General features: G+C 72.8%; 14 protein-coding genes. 8 read left to right on the top strand and 6 right to left on the bottom strand.

Translation table 11 applies throughout. The annotated features are described in order from the left end of the window. Positions 1 to 158 precede the first annotated feature (158 nt). Together ABT160_RS16335 and ABT160_RS16330 are read right to left on the bottom strand one after the other, a co-directional pair. Positions 159 to 1,079: an SDR family oxidoreductase gene (locus ABT160_RS16335; RefSeq protein ID WP_351648012.1), complete on the bottom strand. Its 921-nt coding sequence runs from the start codon at positions 1,077 to 1,079 to the stop codon at positions 159 to 161. A gap of 321 nt (positions 1,080 to 1,400) precedes the next feature. Then, positions 1,401 to 2,027, bottom strand: a complete 627-nt coding sequence (locus ABT160_RS16330; protein ID WP_351648115.1) for a TetR/AcrR family transcriptional regulator — start codon at positions 2,025 to 2,027, stop codon at positions 1,401 to 1,403. A gap of 230 nt (positions 2,028 to 2,257) precedes the next feature. Between ABT160_RS16330 and ABT160_RS16325 the strand changes: the two genes are divergently transcribed. From ABT160_RS16325 to ABT160_RS16315, 3 genes are all read left to right on the top strand, one after another. Further along, positions 2,258 to 3,106 carry a VOC family protein gene (locus ABT160_RS16325; RefSeq protein ID WP_351648010.1) on the top strand — a complete coding sequence of 283 codons (849 nt, stop codon included), beginning with the start codon at positions 2,258 to 2,260 and terminating at the stop codon, positions 3,104 to 3,106. 113 nt (positions 3,107 to 3,219) lie between these two features. Then, the gene (locus ABT160_RS16320) at positions 3,220 to 4,137 is read left to right on the top strand and encodes a GNAT family N-acetyltransferase (RefSeq protein ID WP_351648008.1); all 918 of its coding nucleotides are present in this window, start codon (positions 3,220 to 3,222) and stop codon (positions 4,135 to 4,137) included. A gap of 136 nt (positions 4,138 to 4,273) precedes the next feature. Continuing rightward, positions 4,274 to 6,376, top strand: coding sequence for a transglycosylase domain-containing protein (locus ABT160_RS16315; protein ID WP_351648006.1), 2,103 nt, complete (start codon positions 4,274 to 4,276; stop codon positions 6,374 to 6,376). 30 nt (positions 6,377 to 6,406) lie between these two features. On the opposite strand, the gene ABT160_RS16310 is transcribed toward ABT160_RS16315, so the two are convergent. Continuing rightward, complete coding sequence (locus ABT160_RS16310; protein ID WP_351648005.1) at positions 6,407 to 6,892, bottom strand: MarR family winged helix-turn-helix transcriptional regulator; 486 nt, start codon at positions 6,890 to 6,892, stop codon at positions 6,407 to 6,409. Positions 6,893 to 7,187: 295 nt separating this feature from the next. Here ABT160_RS16310 and ABT160_RS16305 point away from each other — a divergent pair, with 295 nt between their 5' ends. Next, the gene (locus ABT160_RS16305; RefSeq protein WP_502984237.1) at positions 7,188 to 8,588 is read left to right on the top strand and encodes an MFS transporter; all 1,401 of its coding nucleotides are present in this window, start codon (positions 7,188 to 7,190) and stop codon (positions 8,586 to 8,588) included. A gap of 106 nt (positions 8,589 to 8,694) precedes the next feature. Next, positions 8,695 to 9,444, top strand: a complete 750-nt coding sequence (locus tag ABT160_RS16300; protein WP_351648001.1) for a dienelactone hydrolase family protein — start codon at positions 8,695 to 8,697, stop codon at positions 9,442 to 9,444. Here the strand turns inward: ABT160_RS16300 and ABT160_RS16295 are convergent. Next, on the bottom strand, positions 9,406 to 9,894 hold the full coding sequence (locus ABT160_RS16295) for a hypothetical protein (RefSeq protein ID WP_351647999.1): 489 nt from the start codon (positions 9,892 to 9,894) through the stop codon (positions 9,406 to 9,408). The genes ABT160_RS16300 and ABT160_RS16295 overlap by 39 nt on opposite strands. Before the next feature lie 260 nt (positions 9,895 to 10,154). Here ABT160_RS16295 and ABT160_RS16290 point away from each other — a divergent pair, with 260 nt between their 5' ends. Beyond that, positions 10,155 to 12,344 carry a substrate-binding domain-containing protein gene (locus ABT160_RS16290; RefSeq protein WP_351647997.1) on the top strand — a complete coding sequence of 730 codons (2,190 nt, stop codon included), beginning with the start codon at positions 10,155 to 10,157 and terminating at the stop codon, positions 12,342 to 12,344. A 66-nt stretch (positions 12,345 to 12,410) separates the two neighbouring features. Here the strand turns inward: ABT160_RS16290 and ABT160_RS16285 are convergent, their stop codons facing one another. Then, positions 12,411 to 13,412 (bottom strand): alpha/beta fold hydrolase, encoded by a 1,002-nt coding sequence (locus ABT160_RS16285; RefSeq protein ID WP_351647995.1) that lies wholly within the window; start codon positions 13,410 to 13,412, stop codon positions 12,411 to 12,413. A 119-nt stretch (positions 13,413 to 13,531) separates the two neighbouring features. Between ABT160_RS16285 and ABT160_RS16280 the strand changes: the two genes are divergently transcribed. Next, positions 13,532 to 13,759, top strand: coding sequence for a hypothetical protein (locus ABT160_RS16280; RefSeq protein ID WP_351647994.1), 228 nt, complete (start codon positions 13,532 to 13,534; stop codon positions 13,757 to 13,759). A gap of 59 nt (positions 13,760 to 13,818) precedes the next feature. After that, positions 13,819 to 14,373: a GNAT family N-acetyltransferase gene (locus ABT160_RS16275; protein WP_351647992.1), complete on the top strand. Its 555-nt coding sequence runs from the start codon at positions 13,819 to 13,821 to the stop codon at positions 14,371 to 14,373. A gap of 76 nt (positions 14,374 to 14,449) precedes the next feature. Here the strand turns inward: ABT160_RS16275 and ABT160_RS16270 are convergent, their stop codons facing one another. After that, a complete protein-coding gene (locus ABT160_RS16270) occupies positions 14,450 to 16,888 on the bottom strand; it encodes an FtsX-like permease family protein (protein ID WP_351647990.1) in 2,439 nt (812 codons plus the stop codon). Positions 16,889 to 17,225 lie beyond the last annotated feature (337 nt).

Below are 17,225 nucleotides of genomic sequence, written 5' to 3'. Positions count from 1 at the left end.
CTGCGGGCGAGTGAGCCTCTTTCACCCGGATTTGCGCCGGACCTCGTTGCGTGGTGATCGAACCGTGGCGATTGATCCGTGGCGGTCGATCCGTGGCGATCGTTCCGTAGTGGTCGTTCCCTAGTGGTCGTTCCCTAGTGGTCGTTCCGTAGTGGTGGTCAGACGGGATCCGGGTCCGGCTCCCGCGTCTGCGGCGGTTCGGCCGGAGCCGTGGCTGGTGGTGCGCTCGGGGGCGTGTGGGGAGGCGTGTACGGGGGAGTCTGCTGCGCCAGCGCGCGGGCGGTCGCGAACTCCTCCTGGTACGCCTCCTCGTCCGCCTCCAGATAGGCGTACGCGTCGTCCCCGACGGGGATGCGCAACGGCAGCGGGCCCTCGGTGGCGACGATGGCGAGGACGCGGGGCGCGAAGTCCTCCGCCTGGCCGCAGTCGGGGTTGTCGGCCATGCCCCGGATGCCTTCGAGGCACTCGAGGTTGGTCGCGTCGTAGGCGGGGACGCGGGCCCGGGTCCGGGTGGTGGAACTGCTGTAGCGGGTCGCGTACATGCCCGGCTGGATGACCGTGACGCGGATGTTGTGCGGCGCGGCCTCGATGGCGAGGGCCTGGCTCATGCCCTCCAGCGCGTGCTTGCCCGCCACGTAGGCGCCGAGGCCGGGGAGGGCCATGCGGCCCACGATGGACGAGACGTTGAGCACGTGCCCGTGGCCCTGCGCGCGCATCACCGGCAGGACCAGGCGGATCAGCCGCCAGGGGCCCGTGACCAGGGTGTCCAGCTGGTCGCGCAGCTCGTCGTCGGCGACCTCCTCGACCGCGCCGAAGAGCCCGACCGCCGCGTTGTTGACCAGTACGTCGATGCCGCCGAGCGTTTGGACCGCAGTGCGCACCGCCTCCTCACAGGAGTCCGGGTCGCGCAGCTCGAGCGCTACGGGAGTGATCCGGCCGGGCCACTCGGCGGCCAGGTCGGCGAGGTCGGCGGTCTTGCGCGCGGTGACCACGAGGTCGTCCCCGGCGGCTGCGGCGGCCCGGGCGAGTGCCTGCCCGAGGCCCGACGAACATCCCGTGATCAGCCAGCGTCTGCCCATGCGGTGCCCCCATATCGGTACGGCGGATGTCGGTACGGCGGTTGGCGGTACGGCGGTTGGCGGTACGTGAGGGTTTTTCCCTGCGGTCGTGCCGTGCGGGTTGATCCGTGCGGGTTGTTCCGTGCGGTGGTGGTGACGTGGACCGGGCGCCGCCGGCCTGTCGTCGATGCGGCGACGAGCTGACAACGACGCGGTGGCGCACGGCAGTTCATGGTCGGGGTGCCGACGCCCCGCGGTCATCCCCGGGGAGGGGGCGTGCGGAGGCGTGGGGGGCGCTCGAACGGCGGGCCCGGGCGCCACCCACCCCCGCTGGTGCCGGACTCAGGCCGAGGTGGCCGGGTCACCGGCGAGGGCCGCGCCCAGCAGGGCGTGCAGGTGGTTGGCCTCGGGGACCAGCACGGCCTCGATCTCGTCGTCGGTGTGCCCGGCGAGGGTGAGCTCCTGGACGCGGCGGTACACCAGGCGGTCCGCGCCGGCGATGAGGGCGGCGGCGGCCCGGGGCGCGATGGCGGGCGCGGTGTCGGGGGCGAGCGCGGCGAGGGCGTCGGCGAGGGCTTCCTCGCGCTGTTCGTGCAGTTCGCGCACGCGGGCGATGAGGGTGGGGCTGTCCGCGGCCATGCGGGCGAAGGCGGGGCCGGTGAAGCCCACGACCGGGTCGTGGGCGAGGAGCGCGGCACGGAAGGTGCGGCTGAGGGCGCTGAACGGGTCCTCGCCCGGGGCGCGTTCGGCGACGGCGCGGGCCAGGCCCCCGGTGAACGCCTCGTGGCGGTCGAGGGCCAGGTCCTCCTTGCGCGGGAAGTAGTTGGTGACCGTCTTCTTGGAGACGCGGGCGGCCGTGGCGACGTCGGCGATGGTGGTCTGCTCGAAGCCGCGCTCCAGGAAGAGCCTGGTCGCGTGGTCGGAGATGAGCTGCCGCGTCTCCATCTTCTTCGTCTCGCGCAGGCCCAGTTCGGCGATGACGGTGGCGGCCGAGGCGTCGGCGGCGTCGGCGGCGCCGGCGTAAGCGGCGGAGTCCGCTGAGCCTGCGGAGTCATGGCGGTGAACACTCATGGGTGAATCTTACCCTCGACGTAAAAATACTCTTGACCGACTCTACGGGGGATTCGTAAAGTTACCACCGTCGTAAAAATACCTCGGACCTAGACCTGGGAGTCGCTCTGAACGTCACCACCTCCACCGTGTCCCTCACGGTCGACGACCTCGAAGCCTCGCTGGACTTCTTCCGCACGTACCTCGGCTACCGCACGGTCGTGGCAGCGGACGGGTTCGTATTCCTCGAGCGGGAGGACGCGGCCGTCGACATCGTCCTTCTGCGGCGCGGCATCGAGCTGCTCCCGCCCGAGCAGCGCGACCGGACGGCCGCCGGGCTGATACTGGCGCTGACCGTCACCGGGATAGAGGCGGTGGAGAAGCGGCTGCGCGAGGCCGGGGCTCCGGTCACGATGGCGCTGCGCGAAGAGCCCTGGGGCGAGCGGCTGTTCCAGTTGACCGATCCCAACGGGATCGTCGTCCAACTCGTCGAGTGGATCGACCAGCCGGGAGCCGAGCCCGAGCCCGCTGGCACGCTGTTGGACGCACCGGGGGACGCACCGGTGGACGCACTTGCGGACGTTGCGGCCGACGGACCGGTCGGCTGGCCGGCGGACGTCCCCGCACCGCGGGTCATCACCACGTCCGACGAGCACGTCACCGAGACGCCGAACGCCCGGATGACCGGCCTCGCCGCACCCAGCCGCGGCAGTACGGAGCTGAGCACCTGGACCGTGGCCATGCGCGAGGGCCAGACCGGCCCCGAGCACGCGATCAGCCGCGAGCAGGTCTGGACGGTGACCGTCGGCGCGCTGGAGGTGACCTGCGGAGGTCGTACGGAGCTGGTCGCCGCGGGCCGGACCCTGGTCCTGCCGCCCGACCTGGTCCGCCGCATCCACGCACCGCAGGACGCCGAGGCACATGTGGCGATGCGCGCGGACGGGGTCGCCTCGGTCCCTGGTGCGGAGGGCACGCGTGTGATCCCCTGGGCCCGGTAACCGCACCACCCGGCACCTTCACACCGCGTGCAACTCCCTAGCCGAGCAACTCACTTGACGAGAACGCCCTGACGAACCTCGTAACGAGAACCCCCTTGACCGATGGAGACAGCTTGTCCGTACGCATCACAGCCCTGACCGACCCCGAGCAGAGCGCGTCCGCTCGTCGTCTGGCCTGGCTGGCCACCGCCCCCGACGGGACCACCGTCGGCCACGCCTTCTTGCGCCTCTTCGACAAGGAGGGCCAGCAGCACCTCTCCGAGCTTGACGTCCAGGTCCACCCGGCCGAGCGCCGACGAGGCGCAGGGAAGGCGCTCCTCGACGCGGCCGTGGAGGCGGCCCGCCAGGACGGTCGTACGAGCCTCATAGCCCAGGCGAGTGCCGACTCACCCGGCTCCGCGTTCCTTGAGGCGTCCGGCTTCGAGGTGGCGCTGACGCTCACGTACACCCGCCTGGCCCTGGCGGACGCGGACGTCGAGGCGCTCGCGGCGCTGGTCCGAAGCACCCACGAGGGCTATGAGTTGAGGTCGTGGGTCGGGACGGTCCCCGATGGACTCGCGGACACCTTCGTGGCCTCGCGCCGGGCGATGGACGACATGCCGATGGGGGCGGTCGACTGGGGCACGGTGGTGTGGGACCTGAACCGGGTGCGGGCGGCGGCCTCCGCGGTGGCGGCGCGGGGCGAGGTCCTGCGTACCGTCGCCGCCGTCGACCGCACCGACGGCACCATCGTGGGCTTCACCGAACTGGTGGTCCCGGGCGACGGCAAGGGCGACGCCCAGCACTACGGGACGGCGGTCCTGCCGTCCCACCGGGGCAGGGGCCTGGCGCTCTGGATGAAGGCCGCGTCGATCGTCGAGGCGCGTGAACAACACCCGGAGCTCGCCGGACTGCTCACGGACACGGCGGACAACAACCCGCACATGCGCCGGGTCAACGACGACCTCGGTTACCGGCCGACCCACACGTCGTACGAGTACCAGCGGACGCTCACGGGTCCGGAAGAACCGGGATTTAACAACGGGTCATAGGGGCGGATAGGGCGGCAAGCGGAACGGCGTCGGTCGTTTTGAGGCAGTGGCTGAACAACCTCTTCTCGATCTTGGTCATCTCCCTCCACAAGCTTCGCGCCACGCAGGTGCGGGACGGTGAAACAGGAGCAGGAGCATGGCCCCCCGACATCGCGAACGCCCCGAGAGAAACGAGCGAGAGGAGAACTCCGAGCAGGCGGAGCCGGCGGAGAAGGCGGAGAAGAGAGAAGAGACGGAGCCGGCCGAGCGCGCGGAGAAGCGTGCGGAGAAGCCCGATCAGTCCCTGCCTTCCAGGCGCCGGAGCGTGCTCCGGCCCGACTACCCGCGTCGTGGCCGGACGCGTTGGCGGCGGTGGGTGCCGTCCTGGCGGCAGGTGCTCGGGCTGCACCTGGTCGGGTTCGGTGCGCTCGCGGGGACGTTCGTCGCCGTGTACGTCTCCGTGGACATCCCCGACGCGAACGCCGACGCCCAGCGCCAGGGCACCGTCTACTACTGGGCCGACGGCACCCAGATGGTCAGCGTCGGGGCGGTGAACCGGCAGGACGTCACGCTCGACGACGTGCCCGACTCCATGGAACGCGCGGTCATCGCCGCCGAGAACGAGACCTTCTACACCGACCACGGCGTCTCGCCCAAGGGCATCGCCCGGGCGCTGGTGAGCGTGGTCAAGGGAGGGGAGACGCAGGGCGGTTCGACGATCACCCAGCAGTACGTGAAGAACACCTACCTCAGCCAGGAGCAGTCGGCCGAGCGCAAGGTGAAGGAGTTCTTCATCGCCCTGAAGCTGGACAGCCGGGCCACCAAGCAGGACATCCTCGAGGGGTACCTCAACACCAGTTGGTTCGGCCGGGGCGCGTACGGGATCCAGGCCGCTGCCCAGGCGTACTACGGCATCCCCGCCAAGGACCTCGACCCCAGTCGGGCCGCGGTGCTCGCGGCGCTGCTCAAGGGCGCGGAGCAGTACGACCCGGCGGGCGGCGGGGGCAACCACGACCGTGCCGTCGAGCGGTGGAAGTGGATCCTGGACCGGCAGGTCGAGACGGGCACGATGTCGAAGGTGGAGCGGGCGGAGTACACGAGGTTCCCCGAGCCCAGGAAGGCCGTGAAGCCGACCAGCCTGGGTGGCCAGACGGGCTATCTGGTGGACATAGCGAACAAGTACATCAAGAAGCGTTCGGGCCTCACCGACAAGGACCTGGCGCGGGGCGGGTACAAGGTCCACACCACCTTCGACAAGGCCGGGGTGCGGCGGCTGGAGCAGGCGGTACTGGCCGTGCGGAAGCGGGACCTCGACCCGAAGAAGCGGGCGGAGGACCGCTACGTGGAGGTCGGGGCGGCGTCGGTGCGCTCGGACGGCGCGGTGGTCGCGGTGTACGGCGGGGCGGACGCGATCACCCACTTCAGCAACAACGCGGACACCGCGGGCGTGCCCGTCGGCTCGGCGTTCAAGCCCTTCGTACTGGCGGCGGGGCTGCAGCACGGCGACGGGCTGATCACCCTCAACAGCGGTTACGACAGCCGGGGCAACCTGCTCGCCGACGGCAGCCGGGCGGTCGACGTGAAGCCGTCGGTCGGGGGCGGCGCCACGCCCTTCGCCGCGCCGAGCACCCTGCAATCGGCGCTGGTCAGGTCGGCCAACGCCACGTTCGTCCGGCTCGCCCAGCACGTCGGCCTGGACAAGGTGAAGGCCCTGGCGGTCGCGTCCGGACTGCACGCCGACAGCCTGGCCCGCCTGGACAAGTCGTTCCCGCTGGGCACGTCCACGCCGAGCGCGGTGCGGATGGCGGACGCGTACACCGCGTTCACCAACGAGGGGATGCGGTCGGACCCGTACTCGGTCACGAAGGTGACGAGGACGGAGGAGGGGGAGACGGAGGAGGTCGAGGGCTTCGCGAAGCCCGGGCCGGAGCGCGCGATGGACGCCCGGGTGGCGAACGACGTGAACAGCGCCCTGGGCGAGCTCGCCTGGACGGAGTTGCAACGGGACGGGAAGCTCGACGAGCTCGCCCGGTCGACGCCGCTCAAGGACCTCATGGCGGGGGCGACGGGCGAGGACGACCGGATGAGGTCGGCCTGGTACGTGGGCCACATGGACGACCTGACGACGGCCGTCACGGTGTTCCGCACCAAGCCGGGGACGCCGCAACTGCTCGGCATGCAGGGGGTCGGCGGCCGCAAGGACGACCGGGGGAACGTGTTCCCGCTGCGGATCTGGGCCGAGTACGCACGGGGGAAGTAGGTCGAGGGGGAAGTAGGCGGGGCGGGCGCGTCAGTTGGCCTGGCGCGCCCTGCGGGCCGTGCCCGCACCCTCGTCAGGGGTGGCCAGATGTCCCTGCACCAGCAGGTTCAGTACCCGCAGCAGCGCCTCGCGCTCGGCCTCGGGGAGCGAGCCGAGGGCGCTCTCGTGCACGCCGTCCACGATCTTCTGGCTCTGTCGGGCGACCTTGGCACCCTCCTCGGTGACCGCGATGATCCGGGCCCGGCGGTCGTGGGTGGCGGGCCGCCGTTCGGCGAGGCCGGCCTTCTCCAGGGCGTCGACGGTGACGACCATCGTGGTCTTGTCCATGTCCCCGATCTCGGCGAGCTGTGCCTGCGTCCGCTCCTGCTCCAGCGCGTGCACCAGGACGCAGTGCATGCGCGCGGTGAGGCCGATCCGGGCGAGGGCGGCGGCCATCTGCGTCCGCAGGACGTGGCTGGTGTGGTCGAGCAGGAAGGAGAGGTCGGGCTCGGTGCGCGCGGGGGCCATGGCTGTCATGGGACCAGGGTAGCGAATCGATCCGTAGCGGATTATCCGGAAGGGGATGGTTTTGCGTGGCGCACTCTCCGGTCGCCTTCGCGACCGGATCCGAGATAGATAGTCTGCAACAGAACTATCTGCTACGGTCTCACTCGTCGCCCGGCGCACCCCGCACCGGCAACGAGCCCCCAGGAGCGCCCAGATGTCCTCCACCACGACGTCCACAGGACCGGATTCCGGGTCCGGTTCCGGATTCCTCTCCCGGTTCCGCTCCCGCTGGACCGCGCTCGCGGTGCTCGCCACCGGCACGCTGATGGTCATCCTGGACGGCAGCATCGTGACCGTGGCGATGCCCGCGATCCAGTCCGACCTGGGGTTCACGCCGGCGGGCCTGAGCTGGGTGGTCAACGCGTACCTGATCGCCTTCGGGAGCCTGTTGCTCCTGGCGGGCCGGCTGGGGGACCTGCTGGGCCGCAAGCGGATGTTCCTGGCGGGCACCGGGATCTTCACCGCGGCCTCCCTCCTCGCGGCCGCGGCCGGCACCCCGGCGGTGCTGATCGCGGCGCGCTTCCTGCAGGGCGTGGGCAGTGCGCTGGCGGCCTCCGTCAGCCTCGGCATCCTGGTCACGCTGTTCAGGGAGCCGGGCGAACGGGCCAAGGCCATCGCGGTGTTCAGCTTCACCGGGGCGGCGGGGGCGTCACTGGGGCAGGTGCTCGGCGGCGTACTGACCGACGCGCTGGACTGGCACTGGATCTTCTTCATCAACCTGCCGATCGGCCTGGCGGCCCTGCTGCTCGCGGTTCCGGCGCTGCCGGCCGACCGGGGGCAGGGCCTGCGGGCGGGGGCGGACGCGCCGGGCGCGCTGCTGATCACGGCGGGCCTGATGCTCGGGATCTACACGGTGGTCAAGGTCGAGGAGCACGGCTGGACCTCGGCGCACACGCTGGGTCTCGGCGGGGCGGCGGCGGTGCTGATCGCGGCGTTCTTCGTGCGCCAGGGCAGGGCCCGCACCCCGCTGATGCCGCTGCGGATCCTGCGCTCGCGGACGGTGGTCGGGGCGAACGTGGTGCAGATGCTGATGGTGGCCGCGCTGTTCTCCTTCCAGGTGCTGGTGGCCCTGTACCTGCAGAAGGTCCAGGGGTACGGGGCGGCGGCCACCGGTCTTGCGATGCTCCCGGCGGCCGTGGTGATCGGCGCGGTGTCGCTGGGCGTCTCGGCCCGGCTGAACGCCCGCTTCGGCGAGCGCAACGTCCTGCTGACGGGCCTGGTCCTGCTGATCGGCGTACTGGGCCTGCTCACCCGGGTCCCGGTGCACGCGGACTACGCCGTGGACCTGCTTCCGGTGATGCTGCTCGCGGCGGGCTTCGGCCTGGCACTGCCGGCCCTGACGACGCTCGGGATGTCGGGAGCGAAGGAGGAGGACGCGGGCCTGGCGTCGGGCCTGTTCAACACGACGCAGCAGATCGGCATGGCCCTCGGGGTGGCGGTCCTGTCCACTCTGGCGGCCTCCCGCACCGACGCCCTCACCGCAGCGGGCCGCACCCGGCCGGAGGCCCTGACGGAGGGCTACCACCTGGCCTTCGCCACGGGCACGGCCCTGCTGGTGGCGGCGCTGGTGACGGCGGCCCTGCTGCTGCGCCGCACGAGCACCGGACGGGACGCCGACCGGCGCGAGTCGCGGGGGTCGCAGGAGGAGTACGCGAAGACGGTGTGAGCGGGTGAACCACGGTGCACAGGAGGGCCCTTGACGAGAGGGCCCTCCTTCCGCCGATCGTGAACACCGGCCCGACCTGGCCGGACGGTCACTACGGTCGGGCTGCATGACGATCACAACACGTACGGTCGAATATCCGGCCGATGGTCTCGGGATGATCGGACACCTCGCGCTCCCCGCGGGCGATGAGCGTCGGCCCGCGGTCCTGGTCGGGCCCGAGGGGACGGGGCTCAGCGACGTCGAACGCCGCCGGGCGGACGCCCTGGCCGAGCTGGGGTACGTGGCGCTGGCCTTCGACCTGCACGGCGGTCGCTATCTGGACGACCCCGAGGAGATGCTGGCCCGTTGCATGCCGCTGCTCGCGGACCCGGACCGGATGCGGGACATCGGCCATGCCGCGCTCGGGGTGCTGCGCGCCGAACCGCGGGCCGACCTCGACCGGGTCGCCGCGATCGGCTACGGCACCGGGGGAGCGATCGCGCTGGAACTCGGCCGCGACGGGGTCGACTTGCGCGCGATCGGCACGGTCAACGCACTGACCACGGGCCGACCGGGCGAGGCGACCCGCATCCGCTGCCCCGTGTGGGCGGGTGTCGGATCGGAGGACCCGATCATGCCGCCCGCGCAACGAGAGGCGTTCGCGGCCGAGATGCGGGACGCGGGCGTCGACTGGCGGTGCGTGGTCTACGGCGGGGCCCTGCACGCCTTCCACCACCCGACGGTCGACCACACCACACGCCCGGGCGTCGGCTACCACCCACGACACGCACAGCGGGCGTGGCGCGACATCGTCGGTCTGCTCGACGAATGCCTGCCCCTACCCGTTGCCGTCCGCTCCGGTCGCCCCGCTGAGTAGGGCGGCGAGACGGGCCGCGGTCTTCTCCCCGGCCCGCTGTCTGATCAGCCCCTCCTTGGCGGCGGCACGCAGCCAGATCCGTGAGCTGTCCTCGTCGACCCGCAGCACGCGCGCGGTCACCACGACGGGGTTCAGGCCACCGGCACCACCGCCGACGACGACACGGAGCGCACTGCTCCCGCCGGTGCCGACCGGGCCGGTCCCGGCCGCCCCGGTGCCGACCGGGCGGCCGGCGTTCCTGAGCACGCCGGACACGCGTCGCACTGCGTCGTCGTACGGCAGGGGGACGAGCTGTTCGACCTCGTGGACGTTCTTCTTCATCAGCCTGGCCACCACCCGGACCAGACCGCCGCCCCCGCTCGGTGCCCCGAGGGCGGCAAGCGCGTCGGCCAGGATCTGGTCCTCGCTCCGCTGTCCGTCCTGCTCCTCTTGCTGCTCGTCCCGCTCCACCGCTCCCCGTCCTGATCGCCGACTCGCCGACTCGTCCTGCCGGGACGGCGCGTGGTGCTCCGCCCGGCAGACCATGGTGGCGCATGCCGGTCGAAGTGCCGTCACGGAGAGCCCCGTTGGCCCTGGCGCGACGCAGCGGCATGCGGAGGGAGGCTTTCCGTGCCCTCGGGGACGGCTGTCGGACGGCGCCGCTACGCTGTCCCCGGCGGCGGCCCCACCTGCTGGGCGGCCGTTCGGGGGCGGTCAGGGGGGACACGTACGTGACACTGCTGGAAGGCGATCCGCGCACCATCGGCGGCTATCGGCTGCGCGGCCGGCTCGGCGCCGGGGGCATGGGTGTGGTCTACCGCGCCCAGTCCGTCTCCGGGCGGCACGTCGCCGTCAAGGTGATCCGGCCCGACCTCGCCGACGACCCGCAGTTCCGCGACCGGTTCCGGCGCGAGGTGGCGGCGGCGCGGCGGGTGAGCGGGGCGTTCACCGCCCCGGTCGTCGACGCCGACCCCGAAGCCCCTTCCCCCTGGCTCGCCACCCTCTTCATCCCCGGCCCCTCCCTCGCCGAGCGGGTCCAGCGCCAGGGCAACCTGACGCCCCCGGAAGTGCGCCGCCTCGCCGCCGGACTCGTCGAGGCCCTCCGTGACATCCACGGCGCCGGCCTCGTGCACCGCGACCTGAAGCCCGGGAACGTGCTGCTGGCCGACGACGGCCCGCGCGTCATCGACTTCGGCATCGCCCGCGCGAGCGCGGCGACCGCGCTGACGAGCACCGGGATGGTGGTCGGTACGCCGCCGTTCATGGCGCCCGAACAGTTCCAGCGGGGTGAGGTGGGCCCAGCCTCGGACGTCTTCGCGCTGGGGTCGGTCCTGGTGTACGCGGCGACGGGGCACGGCCCGTTCGACGGGGATTCGATGCACGCGATCGGCTTCCGCGTGGTCTACGAGGAGCCGGACCTGACGGGCCTCCCCGACTCGTTGCGCCCCCTGGTCCTGTCCTGCCTCGCCAAGGACCAGGCGGGGCGCGCGACGGTGCCGGAGCTGCTCGCGCTGCTGGGCGAGGCGGAGGAGGACGCGGGGTACGAGGAGGACGCGGGGGCGGGCTGGGGGCCCGGCACGCCAGCCCCGCAGGATCCCCGTACGCCTGCGCCGACCCCGACCACCCCCGTTCCCACACCCACACCGAGCCCCACCCCCACGCCGACCGCGGTGGACGGCGGTTCCGCGTCCGGCTCCCGCACGTCCGCCGCCCCCACCGCCCCCGCCATGCCCTCCGCGCCTCCGGCGCCCCCGGCCGCGGACGTCGGGCCGGGGCGACCGCGCCGTACGTCACGTCAGTTCGCGGTGGCGGCGGCCGCCGTTGTCGCCTTGGGCGTGGCGGCAGCCTTCACCGTTCCGGCGCTGATGGGTTCGGACGACGACAAGTTGGGTGGCAGGGGCGGTGGTTCGTCCACCGGCGGGGCGCCGGACGTCGTCTCCTGCCCCGAGGGGGGAGGCGCCGCCTCGCTCAAGTCGGCCGGGGCGCCCGCCCAGGCCGCCGCGATGCAGCGCTGGACGTCGGGCTTCACCGCGGCCTGCCCGTCCACGAGCGTCGCGTACACACCGATGGGCAGCGGGGCCGGTCTCGCGGCGTTCCGGTCCGGGCAGACGGACCTGGCCGTCGTCGACGCACCGCTGTCGGGGGACGAGGCGGGCCGGACGGCGGCGCGGTGCGGCGGTCAGACGGCGGCCCAACTCCCGCTGGACGTGGTGTCGCTGGCCGTCGTCTACAACGTCGCCGGGGTGAAGGGCCTCGCGCTCGACGCGGAGGCGCTGGCGGGGATCTTCGACGGCCGCATCACCCGGTGGAACGACGACCGGATCCGCCGCAGCAACCCCACCATGGTGCTGCCCGACCAGCCGATCACGGCCGTGGTCCCGGCCCAGCAGTCGTCCAGCACGCTGCTGCTCACCGAGTACCTGTCGGCGGCCGTGCCGAGCGCGTGGACGCACGCGCCGGCCCTGACGATGCCGAAGGGCAAGGGGACGACCGCCGCGTCGACGACGGACCTGGTGGCCCGGGTCGGGCAGACGCAGGGGGCGGTCTCCTTCGTACCGCTGGGTGCCCAGGGCTCCCTCGACCGGGCCAGTCTGGCGACGGGAGCCAAGGCGGCCGTGGAGCCGACCACCCAGGCGGCGGCCAAGGGGGTGGCGTCGGGCCGCCTGGACGGTACGGACACGACCATGTCGGTGGAGGTCGACTACACGACGAAGGCCGAGGGCGCGTACCCGATCGTGCGCGTGGACTACGCGCTGGTCTGCGCGAAGGGCAACAACAAGGACGTCCTGCCGTCGCTGCGGTCGTTCCTCGACTACGCGGTCGGCGCCACGGGCCAGCAGGCGATCACCCCCGACGGCTACGCCCCGCTCCCGAAGGACCTGGCCCAGAAGGTGAAGGCGGCGGTGAAGGGCCTGAGCTGAGGGCCCGGGACCTTCACGACACGCCCTGGGGTCCGGTCGGGCGGCCCGGAGGGCGCGGGCCCGGTGTCAGGTCAGGGAGTCGATCCACTCCACGACCGTACGGACGTAGAGCTCCGGGTCCGCGTCGTGCAGGCCGTGCGCGGCGTCGGGCAGGTCGGCGTACGTCACGGGCTGACCCGCCGCCTCCATCAGACGGCACGCGTGGCGCGCCTGGACGTCGGTGCAGGCGCCGATCAGGTGGCCGGTCTCCGGGTCCGTCGTGCGGAAGTGGTGCGTGAACAGCACCGGCACCCGGACCTGGGAGAGCAGGTCGGCGTGGTCGCAGGCGGCGTTGGCCAGGCCCGAGACGAACGAGCGGCCCCACTCGGGGTCGTACTCCCTGAGGTGTTGCGGCACCTCCTTGGCGGCGAGGCCCCCGTCGTCACCGCCGAGCGCGGCGACGAACCGGCCCAGGGCGTCCGGCAGTTCGTTCCGCAGGGCCCGTGTCAGGCCCTCCCAGTCCCCGATCGACCACTGGTCACCGAGCCACTTGGAGCGCGCCGCGAACAGCGGCCCGATCGACTGATGGATGGCGGGCCCCACCGGGGGCGCGACCTCGGCGGAGAAGACCGGCGGGTCCTCGAGGACGGCGGCCCGGACCTGCCCCGGCTTGGCGCGGGCGGCGAGCCAGGCGCTGATGAGGCCGCCGGAGGAGTTGCCCGCGACGTAGGCGGGGCGCCGCACGACCAGGTCGAGGAAGCGGACCAGGTCGTTGCCGAGGTTGTCGAGGGTGTAGCGGCCGGGGGTCCAGGTGGAGCGGCCCTGGCCGCGCAGGTCGACGGCGTACACCCGGAAGCGGTCGGTCAGCAGCGGGAGCGCCTTCTCGTACCCCCACCAGGACTCGCTCTGGGCGGGCACGAGGAGCAGGGGAGGGGCGTCGGGGTCGCCCTCGGCGACGTAGTTCATGCGGATCTCGCCCAGGTCCACGGTGCGTTCCTCGAACGCGTGCGGGACGAAGGCGTCGGTCCGCTCCGAGGCTTCGGACTGGGTCATCGGGTGCCCCTTGTCGTCGTGTCGGCGTATCGTCATCGACCTCTGTTTACACCTGTAAGCGCTGTTGTGGCGACCCTCCGGAACGAGGAAGGTGCCCGTCGAAGGTGCCTGTGGGCGGGGTCCGTCGCGGCGCCGACGGCGGTATACCTTTCCGTATGACACGCGTCCTCGCGGCCGGCTACCTCGGTGCGACGACGGTCACGCCGTGGGCCGCGCTGGTCCCGCTGATCGCGCTCGTACCGGCGGTCCTCTGCATGCTCGACGTCACCCGCCATCCGAGGACCCGGACGCTCACGCCCCAGCTGTGGCTGCTGATCTGCGCCTTCGGGAACGTGGTCGGACTGGTGGCGTACGTCAAGTACGGCCGCGGCGAGGACCGCTGACCCGCACCCACCACGGTGCATCTCAAGGGCCGCTCACCCTTCCTCCGTACGATGGGCCCATGGGCCATGCACACGACGCCGTCACCACCTCCAGCCGCTCCAGCAGCGCTGCCACGTCCGACCGCCTCGACGCCGTCGGCGTCCCCCGCGTCGACGTGCGTCCCGCCCGTGTCGGCGATCTGCCCCGGATTGTCGAACTCGCCCGCGAGCACGCCGAGTTCGAGAAGGCCCCGCCCCTCTCGTCCGGGTTGGAGGGGCGCCTGGAGAAGCTGCTCTTCGGCGCGGCGCACCCGCGGTTGCGGTGTTTCGTGGCCGATCTGGAGGGCGTCGGGCCCATCGGCTACGCCACGTGCTCCGCCGAGGTCTCCACCTGGGACGGTGCGGAGTACCTGCACATGGACTGCCTCTTCCTGCGCGACGGCCACCGGGGCCTGCGGCTCGGGCCGCGCCTGGTGGAGGCGGTGGTCGCGGAGGCGCGGGCGCTCGGGCTCGACCACGTCCAGTGGCAGACGCCGCCGTGGAACCAGGACGCCGTCCGCTTCTACGACCGGCTCGGCGCCCGCTCCAAGGAGAAGCTCCGCTTCCGGCTGGCAGTGGAGCCGGGGGACCGGTAGCTCCGGAGCCACCGGTCCCCCAGAGCCGGCCACCGCTGACCTCCCCGCCCCCGGCGTCCCCGCGGCCGGCCCCCTGCTACGCCCCCAACGCGTCCACCACCCGCATCCGCCGCACCCTGCGCGCCGGTCCCACCGACGCGGCCGCGCCCACCAGGACCGTCGCTGCGAGGATCGCCGTCAGGGCGCCCCAGGGCAGGCCCAGGAGCGTGGCGCCTTCGGTGGCCACCGAGCGGGCTGCGAGCCAGCCGTACGTGATCCCCAGCGCCGTACCCGCCACCCCGCCGGTCAGTGCGAGCAGCAGCGACTCCAGGGTGAGCAGCGAGCGCAGTTGACCGCCCGTCAGGCCGATCGCGCGCAGCATCCCGATCTCCCGGGTCCGCTCGTCCACCGACAGCATCAGCGTCGCGGCGACGCCCAGTGCGGCGATGGCCATCGAGAAGCCGAGCAGGACGGTGACCACCAGCATCATGCGGTCCATCAGGGTCCGGAGGTAGGCGGCGTCCGACGCCGAGTCCTTGACCCGCACCGTCGGGTGGTCCGCCAGCGCCCGGTCGATCGCGCGGCGCGCTTCCAGGTGGCTGACGCCTTCCGCCGGGCTGATCCACGCCGTCGGCGTGGCCGTGCGCGGCGCGAGCCGGTCCAGGGTGCCGGGGGTGACGTACGCGGTCGCCTCCGGCAGGAGGGAGGACGGGAGCGGGGAGAAGCCCCGGTCCCTCGTCAGCTTGCCGAGGCCGTCGCCCAGCGACTCCCCGTCGCGCAGCGCGCGCGCCTGGTCGACGCCCTCCGTCGTGGAGTTGAGCCGCGCCGGGTCCGTCGAGACGACGGTGACGGACTTGCCGCCGACGGACACGTTCGCCGACCGCACGGGCGTGACCTTGAGCTTGTCACTCGCCTTGAGGTCGGCCAGGGCGCGCGGGGGCAGGCCCCGCGCGTCCGCCTCCAGCGAGAACGCCGCCGGCTGCCCGCTGACCAGCGTCGACTCCAGACCGCCGCGCACGATCCCGATGGCGCTCGCGGCGGCCACGGCGACGGTGACGCCGACGAGGAGCGCGGAGGCGGCGGAGCTGGTGCGGCCCGGGTTGCTGCGCAGCTGCTGTCCGGCCAGCCGCCCCGTCGTGCCGAACAGGCGCCTCGCGGGGGCCGCGAGGGCCGCGACGACCGGCGGCAGCACCCACTGGGCCAGGCGCAGCACCCCGAAGAAGGACAGGATCGCGCCCGCCGTGATCGTCAGCAGGGACAGCGGCGGGGCGGAGGCCGCGCCGGAGATCAGCAGCAGGACGCCGAGGCCGAGGAGCGCGAGGGAGAAGACGTCGCGCACGGCGCGGTTGCCGACGGTGGGCAGGGTGGCGTTGCCGGTGCCGAGCGCGGCGACCGGGGCGACGCGGGAGGCGAGCTTGGCGGGCCCGCGCACGGCGGCCAGGGTCAGCAGGACGCCGAAGACCCCGGCGAGCAGGAAGGTGGGCCAGCCGGGCAGCAGGTCCACCCGCACCGGGCCGAGGTCCATGGCGCCCAGGAGCGCGTTCCCGGCCAGGGCGGTGGCGGCGCCCGCGGCGAGCCCGGCGGCGGAGGCGAGGACGCCGAGGAGCAGGCCCTGCAGGAGGATGACCTGCCGCACCTGGCGGCTGCTCGCGCCGACGCAGCGCATCAGCGCCAGCTGCCGGGCGCGCTGGGCGAGGACGACCGAGAAGGTGTTGGCCACCACCATGCGCGCGACGGCGAGGGCGATGAGGACGAAGGAGAGGGCGGCGGCGAGCACGATCCCGTACAGCGTGCTGGAGCTGTCACGCGCGTCCGCCACCGCGGTGGCGTGCGTCTTGACCTCGGCGCCTCCGCCGATCGCGGCCTTGACGCGGTCGGCGACGGCCCCCGCGTCCGCGCCGCTCGCGGTGCTGAGGTCGAGGCTGGTGGCGCGGGCTTCGGTGGCGTAGGCGCGCATCTGCGCCTGCGGTACGGCGATGACGGGCTGCCCGGACAGCGCGGCGGAGCTGCCGCTGTCGAGGATGCCGGTGAGCCGGGCCGTTCCGGTGGTGCCGTCGGCCTTGAGCACGCGTACGGAGTCGCCGGGGCGGACGCCCAGGAGCGAGGCGGTCCCCTGGTCGAGCGCGACCTCTCCGGCGCGCTCGGGCCAGGCCCCCGAGGCGAGCCGCTGCCAGCGGAGTTCGGGGTCGGCGGCCACCGAGGTGACCAGGGCGCGCGAGTCCAGGGGGCGGCCGGAGGCGTTGATGACGTTGCCCTGGCCGGACAGGCGCTCGGAGACGGCGGTGACGCCGGGGACCTTCGCGGCGCGGGCGGCGGCGCCGGGTGGCAGCGCGAGGGCCCGGCCGCCCGGTTCGGCCCGCAGGTCGGCCCGGCCGACGTCGGACGCGGCGCTCTGGCCGTACGCGTCGACCAGCGCGCCGCTGCCGCCGACGGACAGCACCAGGAAGGCCACGCCGACGGCCACGGCGGCTCCGGTCAGGGCCAGTTGCCGCAGCCGTCCGCGGAATTCCTTGAGGGTGTACTTGAACAGGGCCATGGGGCGGTCCTCTCTCGCTCCCCGACCACGCTAGGGCGCAGGTCAGGGGGCGGTCGCCGCCATCAGGCATGAACCGGCGTCATACCGGAGGCTGACATTCCGGGCGGTGCGCGTACCTCCCAGGTCGCTCCGGCGGCCGGTGGTGCCGCGCCCTCGCGACCCGTGGCTTTTGTTTCCAAGAGGACCGTCCGGGACTTTGGTCCCTTCTGTTAGGGACCTTCGCTTGCGTCCTTCCATGTCCGCTTGATGCATGATCATCAATGTTCATGATCGTCTTGCGTGGCGTCAGAAGTCCTGCCGGACAGTCCAGTTGACCCCGCGGAGAGCGCAGGGAGCA

Source organism: Streptomyces sp. NPDC001941, assembly GCF_040296945.1.
Lineage (GTDB): Bacteria > Actinomycetota > Actinomycetes > Streptomycetales > Streptomycetaceae > Streptomyces.
The sequence above is the reverse complement of the archived record's forward strand: the minus strand, read 5'-3'. Positions and strand labels throughout refer to the sequence as shown.